Origin of the sequence: Hafnia psychrotolerans (assembly GCF_014639435.1) — a bacterium.
GTDB classification, from domain to species: domain Bacteria; phylum Pseudomonadota; class Gammaproteobacteria; order Enterobacterales; family Enterobacteriaceae; genus Ewingella; species Ewingella psychrotolerans.
On record NZ_BMFZ01000002.1, the window covers coordinates 245,921 to 267,864 of the forward strand.

Annotated in this window: 14 protein-coding genes and 1 pseudogene; 6 read left to right on the forward strand and 9 right to left on the reverse strand. The window is 51.8% G+C overall.

The features are described 5' to 3' along the window. Positions 1 to 9: 9 nt before the first annotated feature. Complete coding sequence (locus tag IEV89_RS04305) at positions 10 to 1,251, reverse strand: urea ABC transporter substrate-binding protein (RefSeq protein WP_188470772.1); 1,242 nt, start codon at positions 1,249 to 1,251, stop codon at positions 10 to 12. A 538-nt stretch (positions 1,252 to 1,789) separates the two neighbouring features. After that, the gene (locus tag IEV89_RS04310) at positions 1,790 to 3,202 is read right to left on the reverse strand and encodes an EmmdR/YeeO family multidrug/toxin efflux MATE transporter (RefSeq protein WP_229746370.1); all 1,413 of its coding nucleotides are present in this window, start codon (positions 3,200 to 3,202) and stop codon (positions 1,790 to 1,792) included. Positions 3,203 to 3,670: 468 nt separating this feature from the next. Between IEV89_RS04310 and IEV89_RS04315 the strand changes: the two genes are divergently transcribed. From IEV89_RS04315 to IEV89_RS04330, 4 genes are all read left to right on the forward strand, one after another. After that, positions 3,671 to 5,272: a methyl-accepting chemotaxis protein gene (locus tag IEV89_RS04315; protein WP_188470776.1), complete on the forward strand. Its 1,602-nt coding sequence runs from the start codon at positions 3,671 to 3,673 to the stop codon at positions 5,270 to 5,272. A 9-nt stretch (positions 5,273 to 5,281) separates the two neighbouring features. After that, on the forward strand, positions 5,282 to 6,295 hold the full coding sequence (locus IEV89_RS04320) for a substrate-binding domain-containing protein (RefSeq protein WP_188470778.1): 1,014 nt from the start codon (positions 5,282 to 5,284) through the stop codon (positions 6,293 to 6,295). Between the two features lie 554 nt (positions 6,296 to 6,849). Continuing rightward, positions 6,850 to 7,119 (forward strand): hypothetical protein, encoded by a 270-nt coding sequence (locus IEV89_RS04325; RefSeq protein ID WP_188470780.1) that lies wholly within the window; start codon positions 6,850 to 6,852, stop codon positions 7,117 to 7,119. 430 nt (positions 7,120 to 7,549) lie between these two features. After that, positions 7,550 to 11,257: a S6 family peptidase gene (locus IEV89_RS04330; RefSeq protein ID WP_188470782.1), complete on the forward strand. Its 3,708-nt coding sequence runs from the start codon at positions 7,550 to 7,552 to the stop codon at positions 11,255 to 11,257. A gap of 128 nt (positions 11,258 to 11,385) precedes the next feature. Here the strand turns inward: IEV89_RS04330 and lsrG are convergent, their stop codons facing one another. Genes lsrG through lsrA form a run of 6 tightly spaced genes read right to left on the reverse strand, consistent with a single transcriptional unit; the run spans position 11,386 to position 17,230 of the window. Then, positions 11,386 to 11,676, reverse strand: coding sequence for a (4S)-4-hydroxy-5-phosphonooxypentane-2,3-dione isomerase (lsrG, locus tag IEV89_RS04335; protein ID WP_188470784.1), 291 nt, complete (start codon positions 11,674 to 11,676; stop codon positions 11,386 to 11,388). Between the two features lie 3 nt (positions 11,677 to 11,679). Then, on the reverse strand, positions 11,680 to 12,555 hold the full coding sequence (gene lsrF / locus IEV89_RS04340; protein WP_188470787.1) for a 3-hydroxy-5-phosphonooxypentane-2,4-dione thiolase: 876 nt from the start codon (positions 12,553 to 12,555) through the stop codon (positions 11,680 to 11,682). A 23-nt stretch (positions 12,556 to 12,578) separates the two neighbouring features. Next, positions 12,579 to 13,595 carry an autoinducer 2 ABC transporter substrate-binding protein LsrB gene (gene lsrB / locus IEV89_RS04345; RefSeq protein ID WP_188471347.1) on the reverse strand — a complete coding sequence of 339 codons (1,017 nt, stop codon included), beginning with the start codon at positions 13,593 to 13,595 and terminating at the stop codon, positions 12,579 to 12,581. A gap of 13 nt (positions 13,596 to 13,608) precedes the next feature. After that, positions 13,609 to 14,631 (reverse strand): autoinducer 2 ABC transporter permease LsrD, encoded by a 1,023-nt coding sequence (lsrD, locus tag IEV89_RS04350; protein WP_188470789.1) that lies wholly within the window; start codon positions 14,629 to 14,631, stop codon positions 13,609 to 13,611. Continuing rightward, a complete protein-coding gene (lsrC, locus tag IEV89_RS04355; RefSeq protein WP_188470791.1) occupies positions 14,631 to 15,692 on the reverse strand; it encodes an autoinducer 2 ABC transporter permease LsrC in 1,062 nt (353 codons plus the stop codon). The genes lsrD and lsrC overlap by 1 nt, the downstream gene beginning before the upstream one ends. After that, positions 15,686 to 17,230 (reverse strand): autoinducer 2 ABC transporter ATP-binding protein LsrA, encoded by a 1,545-nt coding sequence (gene lsrA / locus IEV89_RS04360; protein ID WP_188470793.1) that lies wholly within the window; start codon positions 17,228 to 17,230, stop codon positions 15,686 to 15,688. The genes lsrC and lsrA overlap by 7 nt, the downstream gene beginning before the upstream one ends. A gap of 232 nt (positions 17,231 to 17,462) precedes the next feature. On the opposite strand from lsrA, the gene lsrR reads away from it, so the two are divergent. Beyond that, a complete protein-coding gene (lsrR, locus tag IEV89_RS04365; protein ID WP_229746371.1) occupies positions 17,463 to 18,437 on the forward strand; it encodes a transcriptional regulator LsrR in 975 nt (324 codons plus the stop codon). Between the two features lie 73 nt (positions 18,438 to 18,510). After that, entirely contained in the window at positions 18,511 to 20,112 is a 1,602-nt protein-coding gene (gene lsrK, locus IEV89_RS04370) for an autoinducer-2 kinase (RefSeq protein ID WP_188470795.1), read from the forward strand. Between the two features lie 1,263 nt (positions 20,113 to 21,375). On the opposite strand, the pseudogene IEV89_RS04375 reads toward lsrK, so the two are convergent. Then, positions 21,376 to 21,843 (reverse strand): annotated as a pseudogene (locus tag IEV89_RS04375) (LysR family transcriptional regulator); the annotation flags it as partial. Positions 21,844 to 21,944: the final 101 nt, after the last annotated feature.

Here is a 21,944-nt window from a genome sequence, read left to right on the forward strand (position 1 = left end):
CGACTCCCGTTAAAGTTTGATCTGGTACTGTTTATTATCTCGGGGATTTTTTTGCAGATTGCACACCATGGCGGTATCCGCTGGGGCCTGCTGGGAGTAGGACTCCAGGATCTTCATCTCATGGTTTTGAACCTCTGCGATATGCACATCCAGGATGCAGTGATGGGTTGGCGGATCGACCGTGACTTTTCCGCTTGGCGAGGCCACTGAAATCCCGGTTTCAAGCGCAGCGATAACTTTCATGCGGTCAATATCACCGGCTTTACGCACTCCTGCAGCCCACAACAACATTCCCTGATAAGCCCCCATCGCAAGGTCATGCACGTAAGGGGCATTTTTGCCGTATTTGGCTTTGAATTTTTTAACAAAGGCTTCATTGTCCGGCGTCGGGATCTCCTGCATATAGTTGGCACAAACCAGAATTCCGTTGCTTTCTTCTGGCGACAAAATAATGTGCTCGTTACCACTGCCGAATACCGTTGAAGCAATAGGAATTTTTCCTGTCATGCCCGATGCGTGCCACTGGCGATAGAAAGAAAGATGCGCGCCGCCGACCAGCGCTGACCAGACGATATCCGGCTTGGCCTTCTGCACTTTAGAAATAGCAGCGCCAAAATCGGTGACATCTAACGGGAAGAATTCAATATCCATCACTTCACCGCCATTATCCTGGACATATTTCTTCACCCAGGCAGAAACGATTTGCCCGTAGTTATAGTCGGCCGCCAGAATATAAACTTTCTTGCCCCACTTTTTCATGGCGTAAGGCACCAGTTTTTCTACCGTCTGTGATGGCGTCGAGCCCGATGAGAAATAGTTTCTATCGCAGACACCGCCTTCATACTGGGCAGGATAAAAATAGAGTGTGCGGAAACGGTCCAACACCGGCCTGATCACTTCACGGGAAGCCGAAGTAATACCGCCATGCACCACCGCGACTTGATCTTTTAATGCCGCCTGCTGAGCATATTGCGCGTACAGCTGCATGCTGGATTGCGCATCGTAATTGATCATCTGCAAGGGACGCCCCAACAATCCCCCCGAGGTGTTAATCTCTTCTGCCGCCAGATTGATCGCATCAGACATCGCCTTACCATAAATATCTAATCCGCCCGATAGATCGAGGATAGTGGCGACTTTAATCGGCCCGTTGCTGTCGGCCGCAAAACCGAATTTAGGTAAGCCAGTCGCAGCCAAACCAACAGCAGACAACACCGTGTTATTAATGAATGAACGACGAGTAATAGCCATAGCATCCTCAGCAAATAGTTTTATAGGACTTTGGGGGAATAAGTGTTTCCGGGAACCGGAAATGGGTAAAAAAATGGGCATAAGCTGACGTCATTGTCAGTTATCAAATTAAGGAGTTACCACGTCGTTGGGGCAACAGTGAAAATAAAGCAATATTCAGGCCAATTACGATACTGCTATTTTATCGACTCAAAAAATGAGGGTTATTAGTCTAACCGCTAAAAAATAAACTTTAGAATGCTGATTGAGGAAGGGGTAAAAGTTGGAATAATTAATCACACGCACTACAGCGTGACAATCAGGCACTGAAAGAGTGCGCAACAAGCCAACCCTTTAAATAAGGTATTCAATGAGGTGTCCTTCTTAACAAAGTCATTGTCATTTTAAACAAAGCATTTTATTTAAATATAAATACTGATCAGCCAGGCGGATTAACGATAACAATGAGAATACGCTTTAATATCGCCAGGCGTTATTGGTGACCTTTTCCCTGAAAACCGGGCAAAATCCAAAGGTCACATTATTTAGCTGGCTAAACTTAACGGTATTTCCACAACCACTTCCCGCTCGCCAGACGCCAGTAAAAGAAAGCGCCGCGAATGATCCAATCCAGACACATACCGAGCCAGATCCCTACAACCCCAAAGCCCAGCACCACACCCAAGGTGTAACCTGCCACGATACGACCACCCCACATACTCAGCAGTGATATCCACATGGTGAAGCGTGCGTCACGCGCCCCTTTTAACCCTGCAGGAAGTACCCATGATGCCGCCCAGAAAGGCATAAATGCGGCGTTGAGCCACACCAGGACTTTGACCACGTGAATCACGTCATCTTCTTTGGTATAAAACGAAGCCAACACACCGGCCAGCGGCACTGAGAGCAGTGAGAGCGCGCACAAGCCGATAGTAGACAACCAAAAGATATGCTTGAGCTGATGCTCAGCCTGCCCCATTTGTCCTTTGCCTAAGCGTGTGCCGACAATAATGGTGGAGGTTGAGCCGAGTGCGTTACCCGGCAGGTTAATCATTGAGGCGATAGACGCCGCAATAAAGTTCCCGGCAATAACGTCAGTCCCCATTCCGGCCACGAAAACCTGCGTTAACAACTTGCCGCTGTTAAACAGCACCGATTCAATACTGGCAGGCACACCAATACTCAGCACTTCAATCAGAACACTGATATTGAGCGGCTTGAAATAACTTTTCAGCGGAATACGCAGCGCCGGGTTAAAGCCAATCATCAGCACATAAATGACCACGGCAGCACCGATATAACGGGCGATGGTTAGCCCCAATCCCGCACCGGTAAAACCCAGTCCACCCCAGCCAAAACAACCATAAATCAGCACGCTGCTGATCATAATATTCAGGATATTCATGCCGCCGTTGATCAGCATCGGAATTTTGGTATTGCCAGCGCCACGCAAGGCACCACAGCCGATCAGTGCAATGGCCGCTGCGGGGTAACTCCAGGCCGTGATGGTGAGATAATTGAGGGCCAGGGCTTTGACCTGCGGTTCGGCACTGCCGGCAATCAAATCGACAATGTGCGTCCCGGCAAACTCGATGCCAAGCGCCAGCAGAAACGCAAAACCGGTCATTAATACCAGAGACTGGCGGGCAGCAGATCGGGCGCGTTTACGGTTGAGTTTACCCAGGCTGAAAGCCACCACGACCGTGGTCCCAAGGTCTATCGCCGCAAAGAAAGCGATGATCACCATATTGAAGCTGTCTGCCAGGCCGACTCCCGCCATCGCCTCCTTGCCCAACCAACTGACCAGAAAAGTACTGAGGACACCCATCAGCAATACACACATATTTTCGAAAAATATCGGTATGGCCAAAGGCGTGATTTCTCGCCAGAACAACACACGGTAAGAACGCCGTTTGTGATACCACTTAGTGCGATCCAATGCGTGCTGCACAGAGACTCTGATGTTTTGCAAGATGGTTCCAGCGTTGAGTACGGACAAAGACCTGAAACAAGAATGGTAAAAACCTTCCTGTTTTGCAAAGTCTTTTCACGCAAAGAGAGGGAAAATTGTTGGGGAAATGTAAAATAGTTTAGTCTCAGGGCAGCACCGTCCTGACTTCGCCACATCACAGGCGACACATCCTGATACAGGTTCCTTTCAGACGATGTACTGACGCCGCAAAAATTTGACTCCCATCACACTTTACTAAAAATCGAACAGACCCTAACCGCTGGCTATCAAGTTTTCACGCTGAAGAGCCGATGACTTAGTCAGTGAGTCTATCAATCGCCACCAGCAACTCGCATTGTCTCTCGGTGAATTTTCATGCCCTTGCATAAAAAGAGAATGTCACAAAAAAGCATTAAAAACATAAAGTTGAATGATTTTTCCAAGGTGGTTGGCCTACCTTTTTAATGACAATTTCAGGGAGTTAAATCTATGCATTTTAAAAATACCACCGTGCGAACCCAACTGACTCTGGGGTTTGGCGTTTTAGTTGCGATTGTCCTTGCTGTCGTCCTGCTCTCTATTAACTCCCTGAGTCAGGCCAACAACAGATTCAAGAATCATGTGCAGCAAGTTTCTGCCCGTGAATCGTCGGTTAACTTAATCCTTAGTGGTGTCAAAGACAGCTCGCTGAGTATTTACGGCCTGGTATTGGTCAGCGAAGCTGCTGATATCGAAGCCGGTAAAAAACAAGTTGCCGCCGCTGAAGAGAAAACCGCTGTCGCGCTAACCCAATTGCAGGAGGCCATTAAACAGCACTCTGACGTTACCGACCAGGACCGGCAATTTGTGGCTGCGATTGCGCATGCTGAAGAGGAATATCGGCCTATTGCTAAACACATTGTCGATTTGGCCCTTGAAGAAAAGAAAGCTGAAGCGATCGACCGGATGAACCGTGAATTACGGCCTCAGTTGACCCTTTTACTTAACACGGCCAATGAATATCTCAAATACAGCACAGCACGTGCCAAAGAAAGTCTGAATACGTCACAAGACACTTATCAGCAAACCCGACTCATTTTCATCATTATCAGCTTAGTCGCGCTGACGCTGGCCATTATTTTGGGCGGGATTATTATCCGTTCTCTGTTCCGTGCTTTGGGAGAAGAGCCGGTAGTGTTAGGTCAGGTCGTACATCGCATTGCCGCAGGTGACCTCAGTCAGGTTAAAGGCGCAAACGACGCACCACAAAATAGTGTGCTGGCCGCGATTGGCCAGATGCAGGAGAAACTGCGCCAGCTCGTTAATCAGGTCGCCAACTCGGCTGAGAGTATCGTAAGCGCTTCAACCGAGATCACCCAGGGTAATGAAGATTTGAGTCGCCGCACAGAAGCGCAGGCCTCTTCACTCGAGCAGACGTCTGCCAGTATGGAGGAGCTAACCGCCACCGTTAAACACAACGCTGACAACGCGCATCAGGGGAACTTGATGGCAACGAATGCATCACATGTGGCGCAGCGCGGCGGCAGCGTGGTCGAACGCGTGGTGAGCACAATGCATGAAATTGCCGACAGTTCAGGCAAAGTGACGCAGATCATTACTGTCATTGAAGGCATCGCTTTTCAGACTAATATTTTGGCGCTTAACGCCGCAGTAGAAGCGGCGCGGGCCGGTGAGCAAGGCCGGGGTTTTGCCGTGGTGGCGGGCGAAGTGCGCACCCTGGCACAACGCAGCGCGACTGCTGCAAAGGAAATTAAAAACCTGATTGGCGAGTCCGTCGAGCGGATAAATATAGGGTCTAAGTTGGTTGATGAAGCGGGCAGCACCATGCAGGAAGTGGTTAATGCCGTTAAAGGTGTCAACGATCTTATGGCTGAAATCACACTGGCTTCAAGCGAACAGCACACGGGAATCGATCAGGTTAACAAAGCGGTTGTCCATATGGATGAGGCAACGCAACAGAACGCCGCGCTGGTTGAGCAAAGTGCAGCGGCAGCCGAAAGCCTCAAACAGCAGGCTTACATCTTGTTGGAAGAAATCTCTGCGTTTGATATTTCACGCGCGGGAAATATCACTGCAACGGCGATTCGCTAAGGTATTGAAATGAAAATTTTCTACACTTTTGCCATGGCGACAGTCATGCTGAGTTCAACAGCGTTAGCCGGCAGCAACGAGAGTATTACCATCGGGCTGATTACCAAGACAGACACCAACCCCTTCTTTTTGAAAATGAAAGAAGGGGCCATGCTTGGCGCTACAGTGCATGGTGTGAAACTGCTCACCGCCGCGGGTAAAGAAGATAGCGATTACCCTACGCAGATAACGGCAATCCAATCCATGGTGTCGGCTGGGGCCACTACCCTCCTTATCACCCCCAGCGATGCTAAAGCCATTGTGCCAGCACTGGATGAGGCACGAGCAAAAGGTGTTCAGATCATTGCTCTCGATTCGCCGACGGATCCCATCAGTGCGGTCGATGCACTCTTTGCTACGGACAATTACAAAGCGGGCGAATTGATTGGCCAATATGCCCAGGCCGCGATGCCATTACGGTTTTCGGGACAACCCTTAAAAATAGCTATGCTGGACTTATCAGCAGGGCATTTAGTGGGGGCAAGACGACACAATGGCTTTATGAAAGGTCTGGGACTGCAAGCTGTGGGCGCCGACTCCAGTGACTTATCTGCCGCCACCGAAATAGTCTGCTCTGGCTTTACGGAAGGGGCGGAAAAACAAGGTTACGAGGTCATGGCAAGCTGCCTGAAAGCACATCCTGATATCAACCTTGTCTATACCGTCAATGAACCTGCTGCAGCAGGTGCTTACAAAGCATTACAGGAAGCAGGTAAAGAAAAAAATGCCATGATTGTGTCGGTTGATGGCGGGTGTGCGGGAGTCAATAACGTTCGCGAAGGAAAAATTGCGGCGACAGCCCAGCAATATCCTCTCACGATGGCAGCGATGGGCGTTGATGCCGCCGTCGCCTACGCCAAACACGGCAAAAAAGTGTCTGGGTATGTTGACACTGGTGTCACACTTATCGCCGACAAAACAATGCCTGGCCTACCAAGCAAAGACACTCAGGCAGGACTTAATGCGTGTTTTGGTGCCAAATAATCTGCACAGACATTGTAGCGTTGGCACCTGGCATTGATGTTTTTAAAAATAAGGTCCTGAGTTCAATGATTTTTATCGCAACGAGCTCAGAGACCCAAAATTTATTCACAGCCTTGGTTATTCTAATCAAGGCCCCTCACCTCATCAGATATTGAATTAACTGTCTTCGTTGAGAATAAAACGACACCAACCGTGATGCATTAAATCACGAAGCCCTTTTCCTATAACCGCTAACAGAAAACACCAAGAAAATAAAACCTCACTTACCTATAAAAACACTTCACAGAAAGCATTATTATACAACACTCAAAAGATCAACAACCTTCATCTATGGATGGATGGCGAGTCATTTTCACCCACTTAAAAAGTATTGACTGGCACCATCAATATAAAAATTTATCGATTGATATACCCAGGGAGCGCATTAGCGCCAGAAAATTCAATACAAATTTAGTACTTATACTATATTTTTTTTTGCTGAAAGTGATAGCTTGGCTTTTCGCTTTCGCACTTTTAGTGCGTCATTTTTATTTAAAATTAATGGACTAATTATCATGAAAGAACTTTCTATTGACCAAATTGAACAAGTAAGCGGTGCGAGTGTCCAGGCTGCTTTTGAGGGTGCTGTTATTGGCGCCACTAGCTATGCTCTTAGCGCCGGGAAATGGGGTGGCCTGAGCATCCTGAACTTTGGTATAGGGCAAGCAGTCGGTGTATCCCTGGGAATTATTATTGGCGGTGTGGGTGGAGCGCTCTACGGTGCGACACATGACTCAATCCAGACAGAAAACTTTTTCAATAATATTTTAGCGAATGTTGGCTAATAACTGTTTTTGCTTGATCACAACAACATCATCTCCTCTGGCGGTGATGTTGTCTATGCATGGCAATATCCTGACAACACAAACTCCTCTCTGTTACCCCGACGACTGCTACGCATGCTGCGTGGAGTAAACCGGTCCTCATCTTAGTTAAAACCAACACACGGCAAGATTGCTCATTGGATTATTCTTATCCGGGATTGGCACCCGCCAGGTTATTCGTCACTCAGGGTACTATCATTCCTAAGTCTATTTAATTAAACAAAACCTATATTTTATTAAAATAAGTCTGAATGAGATCAAGTATGGATGTCATGACAGATGACCCACCCTCATTTTCATGGTAAATACACCCTCTTGGAATCGGATTCCATAAATATTAACAGGTTGTTAATAGCTATTGCTTTATGTTTATAAATTTAAAGGGACTTAAATGAAGATCAAGTATCTTGCCATATTTTGTTGTGGATTTTTTACGTCAACCTCCCTGATTGCGGGCATTATGCGCGAAGACGTCTCGGTTCAGGACTATCGTGATTTCGCCGAAAATCTTGGGAAATATCGCGTTGGTGAAAAAAATATCGAAGTTTTCAAAATCGACGGGACTTCTGCCGGTACGATCGCTTTCCCGATGCCCGATTTTGGTGCCATTGTATCCGGCGGTTATGCCACTTTATATTCCCCTTCTTATCTGGTGGGCGTGAAACATAATGGGGGTTATAAATCCGTCGATTTCGGCAATAATGCTAAATACAAAACATCCTATAAATTAATTAATCGTAACGAATACTCCGCACGTGACTTTCATATGCCGCGCCTGAATAAAGTGGTCACCGAAGCATCCCCTGTCCCCTCGATTGTCGGTACTCAATTAGCGGCGAATCCAGACCGTTATACCTGGTATGCACGTGCCGGAGCCGGTACGCAACTACAGGTTAATGCAGAAACACAGGAACTTATGCAGGTTGCGTCCGCTTACAGCTGGAAAAGCGGCGGAATGATGACCAATCCAACGTTTGAGAGCTGGCGTCTGCGTTGGTATAACTACAGCCCTGACGACCCAAAGGTGCAGATATTTGATAGCGCAGCTCAAGGTGGCGATAGCGGAAGCCCGTTGTTTGTTTATGATAATTATGAAAAAAAATGGAAATTAGTGGGTGTTACCACCTCCGGTTCCGGTACGCCTCCGTATAACATGCGAACCTATAACTTATTCATTCAGGATAAGTTTGTTTCTGAGGTTATCACTGCCAATACGGATCCGGATGTGACTGACATACGCACTGACGGCATTATTTCATGGAATAAGGACGCGATTACCCAGGGAAAGAATAGCTGGGCATGGCATGGCGTGGAGGCCCTATTACCCAGCGATGCGACGAACAATGCGCTGGATGCAACCAAAGATCTGCGTTTTAACGGTGAGGGTGGAACTCTCGTGTTGGATCAATCCATCAACCACGGCGCCGCAAAATTACAATTCTCAAATGACTATCGGGTGACCTCTACTGATGGTCAGAATAACACCTGGGTCGGCGGCGGAATCGACGTCGATGCGGGCAAGACCGTACTGTGGCAGGTCAATGGCCTGGCTGGCGATGCCCTGCACAAAATTGGGGAAGGTACGTTACATGTCAATGCTAACGGGGTGAACGGGGGGCGCTTAAATGTCGGCGACGGCACGGTCATCCTGGATCAACAGGCGGATGAAAACGGTTTAAAGCAGGCTTTTTCTACGGTCACATTGGTCAGCGGACGCCCTGTGGTGGTGCTGAGTGATAAAGACCAGGTGGCGACTAAAAACATTCAGTTCGGCTACCGCGGAGGCACGCTGGATCTCAATGGTACCCACTTGAGTTTCAAGGAAATTAATCATAATGATAATGGTGCGACGCTGGTTAACCGCAATCGGGCTCAAACATCGTCCATCACTCTCTACGGCAAGGGTTTCAACTTCCTGGGCCACATCGGCGAACAGAACAGCGGCAAACTCAACCTGGCGTATTACGCGTCTGACAGCGCGTATCGCGCTACGTTGTCTGGCGGAGCGGATGTGCAGGCTCTTAATGTTAAACAAGGTGAGCTGGTTCTCTCCGGTGAGCAAACCTTACATGCTGGCAATGTGTTATACGCCGACGATTGGCGTTTTCACTCCTACCTTGCCGATACGGCAAAAGTACTGACGGGGGCAACACTGACAGTAAGCGATCATGCTGAACTGAGTGCAGATACCACCGTCGATGAAGGTGCCATCCTCAATCTGTACGCCCATGCCGCGCTGTCCGGCAACCTTGTGCTGACCGGGATCAACAGTCTGCTAAAAGCGGATATTGTCGAACGAGACAGCACCGTAGCAGGCCTGTCCTCAATGATCACCGCCGATGTCAGTGGTAACGGCCAGCTGATCAAAACGGGTGAAGGCACCTTGCAAGTTGATGGTGATATCACCACCACCGGGGATACCGAGCTACGGGCGGGCACGCTGGCGCTAAATGGCAATGTCAGCTCACCGGTAAAGATGGCCTCCGGCACCGTCCTCGCGGGAAGTGGCACACTGCAGGATCTTTATGCGGCGGATCAGTCAACCCTTTATCCTGGCGCTTTGTTCGCCAATACAGCCCAATACGCGACGCTGCGTGTCGGCTCTCTCTACACTACCGGCACGGTTAATGTGGCACTGAACAGTGACTTCAGCCGCACGGCGACGGATAAACTGTTAGTCGATGGCGACGTCATTGGCGACAAGCCAATCCTGGTCAGCGTGAGCAGCCAAAGCCCGTGGACAGACAGCGATATCAATCAGAACAGCATCGCTGATAACACCGAAGGTGTCTCGATTATTCAGGTGGGCGGTCAATCAACTAAAGACAGCTTCGCGCTGGCTGGCAACTATATGGCTCGTGGTGCATGGGCCTACGGCCTGTATGCCTTTGCGCCGGGTAAATCGGCTGAGCGTGAGCGTGACGTGAGCGGCACAGGCGATCAGTACTGGGATTATCGTCTGCAAAACATCATGTTATCTGAAGGAGGCAATTCAACCCCTGCGGTGCCGGATGAAACCCCCGCCGTCGTGCCGGATGAAACACCCGCCGTCGTGCCGGACGAAACACCCGCCGTCGTGCCGGATGAAGCACCCGCCGTCGTGCCGGATGAAACACCGGCAGCCAGCCCACCACAGCCTGTCAAACCAGTACGCCGCGCAGTAACACCTCAGGTTCCCAGCTATATCTCTTTGCCTTCGGCATTATTCCGCGCCGACGAGCAGCGCACCATACTGTTTAAAGAAAGTGCACTGGATGCCTCACTGGAAGGCCATTCAAGCTTCTTCCTGTTTGGCTATCGGGGTGAAGAAAACTATCAGTCCGGCAATGGTTTTATGCAATACGGCTACAACTACAAAAGTCGCGATAAAGGCTGGATGATGGGCGCCAATCTGGCCTCGTGGCAAAATGAGGGACAATCTTTGAGCGTGAGCGGTGCTTTTTCCAAAGGCGATACAACCTTTACGCCTGAGGCTGTCGATGGTGACAGTCAGGGGAGTTTCCATTCCAACGCGGTGAATCTGATGGTTTCCTGGCACGATGAGGATTATTACCTTAACTTGCTGTCCGGTTACGGCTGGTCGAAAGGCGACATAACCACCAACCTGCGCGGCAAGGTCGCCTCACCCCATGTTAAGCAGACCTTTGCGGAGATTGAAGGCGGAAAAAACCTGCGTTTCGGCGCACATCGTCTCCGCCCTTATGCAGGTTATCGCCATCAGCAGATGCAGGTTAAAAGCTTCACCGATGTCGATAATACGCGGGTCAATTATCAGCAACAACGCCGGGAAGCCTGGATTGGCGGGCTGGCATATGATTACACACTGCCACTAAATCGACTGGGCACCTTACGCCTGGGCACCGATGTTAGCCTCGCCATGCGCCCATCAGGGAAAGGGAAAGTGACGATCGGTGATGGTCAGCAAAGCGATGCTTTCCGCACCGGTAATGGCGGCGACAACCTGAATATCAAAACCGAAGCTAAGCTGGAACTGAGTCAGGATATCGCGCTCACGACGCAAATACGCCACCAACGAAAATTGCAGCAAGAAGGGACTAATGACTGGCTGTTCGCGGGTGGAATCAATTTTTACTTCTGATCCTGACGCCTCACTCAGGGTAATGTGCGGATACACTGTTTCTCACAATATTGCGCACATTACCCAAACAGTCATTGCCCGTGTTGCAGCCTGAGAGAGCACTGGTGTCGGATTAACCCCAGACCCTTTTAAGGATATATCGCCTTAAATTGGGTCTTCTTCCTGGGTCCGGTCATGATCCCCTCCAGCGCCTCAACACACTGGAGATAATGTGGTGTTTTCTTATGTGCCGCGACCGCCGTGTCATCGACATAGGCCTCATAGATATAAAATCTTGTCGGCTCCTGCTCGTCCTGTAATACATCAAACCTGAGATTCCCTGGCTCTTTAAGCGCCCCTAAATGGTTAGCATGAAAGACCTTCAGAAACTCTTCAACCTTGTCCTGATGGACATTAATCTCAACCAGTGTCACTTCCATGATTCACCCCTTTTCGTTAAGAAACAGTTCATAAGCGTGGTCGGCGCGGGCGTTATCATGCACCACGGCGTGGACCGCCCTGAGCATGGCAACAGGCGATTCCGACTGGAAGATGTTTCGCCCCATATCCACACCGGAGGCGCCCTGATCGATCGCCCGGAAACACATTTCCAGCGCATCACGCTCCGGCAACTTCTTACCGCCGGCGATCACAATTGGTACCGGACAGCCTGCCGCGACGCGCTCAAAACCGCTATCGACATAATAGGTCTTGATGATCTGCGCGCCCATTTCAGCGGCAATACGTGTCGCGAGCGAGAAGTAACGCTGGTCCCGCACCATATCTTTACCGACGCCAGTAACCGCCATGGTTGGCATGCCATAGCGCGTACCCTGATCGACCAGTTGAATAATATTTTTGATCGACTGATGCTCATATTCACTCCCGATATACACCTGCGCGGCCATCGCCGCGACATTCAGACGCAGCGCATCTTCGATGGCCACGGCCACCGTTTCATTCGACAGTTCCGCCAGAATCGAATTACCGCCGGAAGCCCGTAGCACGACAGGTTTATTCACCGCAGGCGGCACGACACTGCGCAGAATACCGCGCGTACACATCAGCACGTCGGTATGAGCAAACAGCGGCGCAATATTGATGTCGATACGTTCAAGACCGGTAGTCGGCCCCTGAAAATAACCGTGATCAAAAGCCAGCATCACGGTGCGCCCGGAGGCAGGATTGAAGATCCGCGCCAAACGCGACTGCATACCCCAGTCCAGCGCACCGCTGCCTTTGAGGAAAAACGCGCTGTTGGTTTGCGGCGTGCCAATGCCAAAATCCTTACCGTCTTTGATGTCGTCTAAATCAGCCATCTCTTTTTCTCCCCGCAGTAACGTTAAAAGTCGTATTTGTCGATGTTATCTTTGGTGAATACCACGCGTTCTGGCAGCAGCACGATGCCGTTACCTTTCGCTTCATACTGGTAGCCCTGTACGCTGTTCGGTGACACTTCCACTTGCCCTATTTTTGGTATATCGAGTTTATCGCCAACGTTCATCTGACCTTTTTTCAGCAGCTGATCGGCGACGTAAACTGAAATTTTCCCTTGTGCCACCACGTCCCAAAGACCAAATTGTTTTACCGTGCCGCGCTCAACATAAGGCCGCATTACGTTTGGCGTACTGAAACCGACGATGGCGATATTTTTACGCCCCAGATTTTCTGCTGCCTGTGCAGCGGCCGGTAACGCATTGGCATCCGGCGCGATAATGGCATCGAGATCACCCCAGGATTTCATGATGCCTTCAGCCGTTTGCAGTGATTTAGTGGCGTCGTTGTAGCCATACTGCGTGGTGACGACTTCCCAGCCAGGATGCTCTTTGGCAATCTTCGCTTTAGCCTCTTTCACCCACTGATTCTGGTCAGTTACCGTTGGGCTGGAGTAGAAAAAGGCCACCTTGGCTTTCTCTTTGGTGACCTGGCTGGCCGTCATGTCCACCAGCATTGACCCCAGTTGCTTTGGCGTCCCTTGATCGATATAAATCGAACGACATTCCGGTTTAGTGTCTGAGTCCCAGGTGAGGACTTTCACTCCGCGTTGCATCGCGCGTTTCAGCGCCGGGCAGAGGCCATCCGGTGACACTGCCGCCACCACAATCGCGCCGTAGCCCTGGTTTACGAAGTTGTTGATCATCTGCACTTGCCCCGACACGCTGGGTTCGGTCGGGCCATCGTAGGTCACATCAATGCCCAATTCTTTGCCTGCGGCCATCGCGCCATTACCGCCGCTGGTGAAGTAGCCGACCCCCACCAGTTTAGGGATAAACGCGATACGGTCTGCGGCCTGTGCCCCCGCACAGACCAACGCCAGTACGCTAACGGCGGCAAGATTTTTCCACGGTGTTGTTTTCATCATTCACTCCAGATTATTTTGACGTCAGGGAAGGAGAAGACGCAGACCAGCGACGGCGATAGCGCTGGAAAACACTGCGGATAAGGCCACGGTTAAGGCTGGCAGAACGGCCAATCACCACCAGAATGAGCAATGCGCCGGACAGCGCACTGGAAACCTGGCTGGAAATACCGACCATCTGTAACCCTTGCTGTAAATAACCGATTAATAATGTCGCCAGCGCGGTGCCCAGTACTGAGCCAGCACCGCCGTAGATGTTGGCGCCACCGAGTACCACCGCCGTGATGGCGGGCATCAACAAAGAAGCACCAAGGTCGGAGCGCGCCGAGCCAAAATAGGACGTCATGACGATGGCGGCGACCGCGGAAGCCAGACCGGTCATGCCATACAGCGCGAACAATGTGCGGCTAACCGGCAGTGCACCATAACGCGCCACGCGAGCATTTTGCCCAATGAGAAACACGTTGCGACCAGTGCGGGTACGGTGCATCAGCATCCAGAAAAACAGCGTCGCCAATAGGAATATCACCAGCGGCATCGGCAGGCCGAATACCACCTGATTAGCAAAATCGGTGAAGGCGGGAGGGAAATCCCCGATGCCTTCAAAACCGGTCGCACCGGCCAACCCGGAGAGCAGTAAAGCACTGCCGCCAAACAGATAGAGCGTTCCCAGCGTGATCACCAGCGGGTTAACGCCGGTGTAAAGGATCAGCGCGGCGTTAAGCAGGCCACAAGCCGCGCCGAGCGCCAGCGTCAAGCCAATCGCCAACGGTAATGGCACGTCAGCCTGACACAGGACGCCAAGGGCAATCGCGCACAAACCGATGGTGGAACCGAAAGAGATGTCAATGCCGCCACTGACAATCACCATCGTCAGCGGTAAGGCAACAATGCCGATGGTGATAAAATCACTGGTGCTAAACAGCAAGGTATTGGCATCCAGCATGCGTGGATTAGCCAAGCCAAACAGCAGGATCTCGGCGATTAACAAACCTAATAGCGCGGCTTCCCACCCATAGCGTTTTAAAATACTCATCACAGCACCCCATTTTTATTGGCGTTCATCCGCCGCGACGGGCGCGGGGCTTCCGGTTTGGGCTTAGATTTATCTGTCTCCTTTTGGGGCTGAAAACGGGCATACTTTTGCCGCCTCAGATTCTTGTCCAGCGCCTGATGCAACCGCCCGTCAAACACCAATACCGCCAGCAAAACCAGTCCGGCAATAAAGTCATTCCACCAGGCTGGAAGCCGTAACAGCACTAATACACTGTCGATTTGAGTGAGGAAATAGGCCCCCAGTACCGCGCCAATAATGCTGCCGGTGCCGCCGAGCAGGCTGATACCACCCAATACACAAGCGGCGATAGCTTTCATCTCTAGCCCGCTACCGGTCTGGTTAGGGACAAAACCGATTTGCGAGGCAAACACCATTCCTGCCAGCGCCGCCATCGCGCCGTTAATACCGAAGGCCAGAATACGGATACGATCGACCGGTACACCGAGCTGGCGCGCGCCCTGCAAGTTGTCGCCAACCGCATAGAAACTGCGGCCCAACGTGGTGCGCGAGAGTAGCCAGAACATCCCCAGCAGCAGAATAATCACCAACCCGCCGAGCGGTGAAATGCCAAGGAAGATCGGCGAAGAGAGAACTTTAAGATTGGCAGGCAACCCTTCGATCCATCGGCCGCCGGTGAGCAATAACATCAGGCCGCGATAGAGCCCCAACGTACCGAGAGTGGCAACAATGGCCGGAATACGTAACCAGGCCACCAGCACACCATTGAACAACCCGGCGGCCATACCGACGCCCAATGTCGCCAGACAGGCCAGCAGCAAACTCACGCCGCTGTTGAGTAAAATGCCGAGCGATACCGCACACAGACCGGTGATAGAGCCGACCGACACGTCAATATTACGGGTCAGCATCACCACCGTGGCCCCCATTGCCAGCAGCATCAGGATCTGTGCACTGCCAAAAATCATGCCCAACGTCTGAAAGCTGAATGATTGACTGTCCAGCGCACCGAGCAGGCCAAACAGTGCAACGATTGCCAGCAGCGCGGTCAGTTCACGGTTACTCTGAATCAGTTTCAGCATGATGATGCTCCGGCAGACGTTGGTTGATGGGCATTGCCAAACGCAATGTGCATGATGCCGTTAACGTTGATATCGTCTCCGCGCAATTCGCCGCTCATCTCTCCCTGGTGCATGACAAAAACTCGGTCGCCCAGCCCTTCAATCTCATCCAGGTCGGAGGAGATCAGCAGTACCGCCACCTGTTGTTTCACCACGCTGCGTAATAGCTGGTAGATGTCGGCGCGTGCCGATACATCCACACCACGCGTCGGTTCATCGACAATCAGCAACACCGGTGCTGCTTCCAGACACTTGGCGATCAATAGCTTTTGCTGATTACCGCCGGAAAGTGTGCGGGCATGCTGTTCGCCATCGGAATATTTGATGCCTAACGCACGGTGGTAGCGCTCCAGAATGGCCGCTTCACGTTTAGGATTGAGCCACCAGCCACGGCGATTAAATGTCAGTGAGTTGGTATTCCATGACAGCGGCGCATCGAGATAGAGACCCGATGCCTGGCGATCTTCCGGCAGATAGACCAGCCCATGCGCCAGTCGCTCAGAGGTACGCTGCCCGGTGATCTCTTTGCGGGCCAGCCAGACTTTCCCCTCACGAGCCGCTCTCAGGCCATAGAGGGTTTCTGCCAATTCGGTGCGCCCTGCTCCCACCACCCCCGCCAGCCCAACAATTTCTCCGGCATTGACGCTAAAGGAAATATTGATAAAGCCTTCTCCGGTTAGATTTTCCACCGTCAATACCGGCTCAGCCTCTGTCAATGCGCTCTTGCGCCGCGCACCGGGTAAATCCAGCCACAGTTGCTGTTCCGCTGGAATCGCAGCATCCGGGGTTTGCGGGGTAATGGCACGGATAAGCTGATCATTGTCGATATCATCTAGCTTGCCGCTCAGCACAATCTTCCCGTCACGCATGACGCTGACCCGGTCAGCTATCTGGCGGATCTCCGGCAATTTGTGCGAGATAAACACCACGCCCACGCCCTGTGCGGTGAGTTGACGCACCTGAGTAAACAGGCGGGAAGACTCCGCTGGCGTCAGCGAAGCGGTCGGCTCGTCGAGGATCAGCAGACGGGCGTCACGCATCAGCCCGCGCAAAATTTCGACCAATTGTTGATCGGCCACTTCCAGCGTTCCCGCCAAGGCATTAAGTGGCAGCGCACAACCCAGCTGATCCAGCCGTTGCTGTAGTTTCTCGCCGTTGGCCTGATGGGCAGGTAACCGAAATAGAATGTTCTCTTTCACCGTCAGGCTTGGGAATAACATCGGCTCCTGCGGCACCAGGTAGATCCCGGCCTGATGCGCTTTTGCCGGTGTCATTCCGGTCTGTAATTCACCCTTCAGCCACAGATTGCCGCTGTCAGCCGTTTCGACCCCGGCGATGATCTTCATCAGTGTGGATTTTCCCGCCCCGTTGCCACCCAGCAGTGCCAGGATCTCGCCGGCATACAGCATGAAATCAATGTTCTTCAGTACCGGTACGCCCGAAAAACCTTTGTTGACGCCGGAAACCTGTAATAACGCGATATCGGGTGATAGCTGCATAAACGGCCCTCAAAACAAAACACACGAATTGAACAAATGTATTTATTATTCAACATTGTTCAAAATCCTAGTCTGGCTGATGAGATAAAACTTTCGCGCCGATCACAATTTGTTCAATTCATATACTGTGCGTTATGATTGAAGCAGCAATCATTCAAGATTTGCCATACACATCACAGTTAACAACATTTCGTTAACGAACAATTGATCTATATTTTGAAAAGTGTTCACTATGAATGACAAAATAATGCTGACCGACCCGACGACTCCACTGGAATACGGCATGGGTGAAGAAGAGCTATTGGCACGTACCGCATGGTTCTATTACCACGATGGGCTAACCCAAAATGAGATTGGTGACCGGCTGGGGCTGACGCGGCTCAAGGTCTCGCGGCTGCTGGAAAAAGGCCGTCAGTCTGGGGTGATCAGAGTACAGATCAACTCGCGTTTTGAGGGATGTCTGGCGCTGGAGAACACGCTTTTGAATCGCTTTGGCTTGCAGCACGTGCGCGTATTACCGCAACTGTCTGCCGGCCTGCTCAGCAGCCGTCTCGGCGTTGGTGCAGCACATATGTTGATGACGCTGCTAAAACCGGGTCAGTTACTGGCGGTGGGGTTTGGTGAAACGGCGATGAGCACGCTGCAACATCTGAGCGGCTTTATAGCCTCGCAACAAATCCGCATGGTGACGCTCTCCGGTGGTGTCGGGCCTTATATGACCGGCATCAGCCAGCTCGATGCCGCCTGCGGTGTCAGTATTATTCCTGCGCCACTGCGGGCGTCATCGGCCAGCGTGGCGGCGATATTCCGTCAGGAACGTAACGTTCATGATGTGATGCTGGCGGCGTGTGCGGCAGATATTGCCATCGTCGGCATTGGTTCCCTGAACCAGAAACACGACGCCACCATTTTGCGCTCCGGTTATATCAGTGAAGGTGAGCAACTGATCTTTGGCCGCAAGGGCGCAGTCGGAGACATTCTCGGTTACTTCATGCAACGCAACGGCGAGCTGGCAGAAAATATGGCGATCCACGACGAGCTGATTGCCGTTTCACCCGACGAGCTGGCTAATATTCCAACCGTACTGGGTGTGGCAGCCGGCGTCGAAAAAGCCGAGGCAATTGTCGCGGCGCTAAAAGGTAAACGTATTAACGCATTGGTTACCGAAGAGAGCACGGCACAGGCAATGCTGTCGCTGCTCGGCTAAACGCAGGCAGTGTGTGGCGTAGGGCGATAACCAGTATTCGCAACTTCTCGATATCAGCCAGAAGAGAGTGATTATGAGCACATCGTCCACACCCTCATCGCCCCACCATCACGACACTTACTTAATGGCGCTGGATGCAGGGACCGGCAGCATCCGCGCGGTGATCTTTAATCTGGAAGGGGAACAGATAGCCGTCAGCCAGGCCGAATGGCTACATTTGGCGGTGCCCGATGTGCCAGGTTCGATGGAATTCGATCTGGCTAAAAACTGGCAACTGGCCAGTCAGTGTATCCGTCAGGCGCTGCATCAGGCGCAAATTCCCTCTTCGGCTATCCGCGCGGTGGCCGCCTGCTCCATGCGTGAAGGCATCGTGCTGTATAACAAAGCCGGTGAACCAATCTGGGCCTGTGCCAACGTGGATGCGCGAGCCAGCCGTGAAGTCGCGGAACTCAAAGAGATCCACGATTCCCAATTTGAACGGGAAGTTTACGAATGCTCCGGCCAGACGCTGGCACTCAGTGCGATGCCACGTTTACTGTGGTTGGCGCATCACCGCCCGGATATCTACCGCCAGGCGGCGACCATTACCATGATCAGCGACTGGCTGGCTTATATGTTGAGTGGCGAACTGGCGGTAGACCCGTCCAATGCCGGCACCACCGGGATGTTAGATCTGGTGACCCGCAACTGGCGGCCTGAGCTATTGGATATGGCGGGATTAAGGGCTGATATGCTGTCGCCAGTGGTGGAAACCGGTACCCGTCTGGGTTCCGTCACTGCCGCTGCTGCTGAAGCTTGTGGTTTACAGACGGGAACCCCCGTGGGTATGGGGGGCGGAGATGTCCAGTTGGGAGCCTTGGGGTTGGGCGTGGTGCACGCCGGACAAACCGCGGTTCTCGGCGGCACCTTCTGGCAACAGATAGTCAATTTACCTAAACCGGTCACCGATCCGGAGATGAACATCCGCATCAACCCGCACGTTATTCCTGGAATGGCACAGGCGGAATCCATCAGCTTCTTCACCGGCCTGACCATGCGCTGGTTTCGTGACGCATTCTGCTCGGAAGAGAAGTTGTTATCTCAGCGTCTGGGGGTGGATACCTATTCACTGCTGGAAGATATGGCGGCCCGCGTTCCGGTCGGTTCATGGGGCGTAACGCCCATCTTCTCCGACGCAATGCACTTCAAAACCTGGTATCACGCCGCGCCTTCTTTCATCAATTTGTCGATAGATCCCGAGCGCTGTAATAAACAGACGCTCTTTCGCGCACTGGAAGAAAATGCGGCGATTGTGTCAGCCTGTAATCTGGATTTGATTGCCAACTTCTCAGGCGTGCGGGCCAAATCACTGGTGTTCGCTGGCGGCGGTTCGAAAGGAAAACTATGGTGTCAGATCCTCAGTGATGTGACGGGGATACCCGTGAAAGTGCCGGTGGTCAAAGAGGCCACCGCGCTGGGCTGCGCCATTGCCGCTGGCGTCGCCGCTGGCTTATATTCTAACCTGGCCGAAACCGGCGAAGCGTTGGTACGCTGGGACCGGGAGTACCAGCCAGATGCGGTTAATCATGAGATTTATCTTTTGCAGAAGCGTAACTGGCAGGCGGTTTATGCAGACCAACTGGGGTTAGTGGATCGGCAATTGACGACATCCATGTGGAAAGCACCGGGGCTGTGAGGGAGGCGGCCCTCTGAGCCGCTTTTAAATTCAAACTCAACTTCAACTTCAAATTCAAGGTCGTGGGCGCCGGCCCACACCGGGTTAAGGGCAGTAAACGCTGCCCTTAACAATCCTGCGTTTTTTGCTGCTGCAACACCGCTGCTGCGCTAGTCACCATGGCCGTGTTTCAGAGACCCCAGCGATAGCCGTAAAATGTCAGCCCTGCGGGCTTCCCGGCTGCGGGTTCGAGCCAACGGTAAAGAGGTTGTCTCTCCACCGACTTGCCGGTGACATTTTGAATACGGCCGACACTTCTTTAAATTCAAAATCAAAACCTGCTTTTCTTACCCGATGTCGTTTTGAACATGGCCGGGGCTAGTTTAAATTCAAAACCTGTAGGGTGTTGACGTTTAAAATGTCGAGGCCGCATTCAAAAATGGCGCTGAGCGAGCGGTTCGAGACCCAAGGCTCGAAACCCGAAGCGAAGGTACCGCCTAAGCGGCGACATTTTGCGGCGATAACCACGGCACCTGAAACACGTCCATCCCGATTCAGCGATAGCGCGCAGTTAAAAGAGCCGGGGATTCTGAAGGGGTGTGGCGATAGACACCCCTTCAGGCCAGTTTGGGTTGCAACCCAAGGTCTTGAATAAAAAGGTTATCTATCCACCGACTTGCCGGTGACATTTTGAATACGGCCGACACTTCTTTAAATTCAAAATCAAAACCTGCTTTTCTTACCCGATGTCGTTTTGAACATGGCCGGGGCTAGTTTAAATTCAAAACCTGTAGGGTGTTGACGTTTAAAATGTCGAGGCCGCATTCAAAAATGGCGCTGAGCGAGCGGTTCGAGACCCAAGGCTCGAAACCCGAAGCGAAGGTACCGCCTAAGCGGCGACATTTTGCGGCGATAACCACGGCACCTGAAACACGTCCATCCCGATTCAGCGATAGCGCGCAGTTAAAAAACGCAGGGGTCCAGGGGAGGTGCGTTTACGCCTCCCCTGGTCGGTGTGGGCCGACGCCCACGACCTTGAATTTGAATTTGAATTTGAATTTGAAGTTAAAAGTTAAAAGTTAAAAGTTAAAAGTTAAAAGTTAAAAGTTAAAAGTTAAAAGTTAAAAGTTAAAAGTTTCCCTTAGCTTTCCAAAGCTAAACTCACCCAACGGCTAATAGCGGCTCCACCACCTGATTGCTCTCCTCCTCCAGTAACCCTTGTAAGGTCTTATAAACGGCCTGCGCCGTCGCCGACAATGGCTGCGTCGTGGAGATTTTCAGTGACAGCGGATGGCGCGCTGAGACGCCATTGATCACCGCCATATCCATGCGGCCTGCAGCGACCAGTTCGTTTAGAGTGGAAGGGAAGTTTTCATTCAGATAGAGCAAAATGCCGGGGTACTGCTCGCGGACGGCCTGCAGTAAAGGCATCGCCAGCCGGGATGACACACTGCCAAGCGCCAGACCGACTGACACCTGCCCGGTCAGGGACTGTCCGGCGCAGTTTACTGCGCTGTGGGCCTGTTCGCACTGGCGCAATATGGTGGTGGCATGCTTGTAGAGGATATTTCCTGCTTCGGTCGGCGTGACGCCGCGCTTGCTACGGATCAAAAGTCGCTGTTGCAGTTCTCCTTCCAGCGTCGCCAGTTGCTGACTCAACGCCGGCTGTGCAATGTGCAAGACCTCTGCGGCCTGCGTCAGGCTGCCGATATCGACGATTTTCACGAAGTACTTCAAGCGTCTGAAATTCATCACTGTCTCCATTATTCCCTGAAAAGGGTTGCCCCTGAGAAAAGTGCCAACGGAATTGGGTATCAGTAAGGAGCAAGAAGCGGGCCAATCGGGAGAGAATT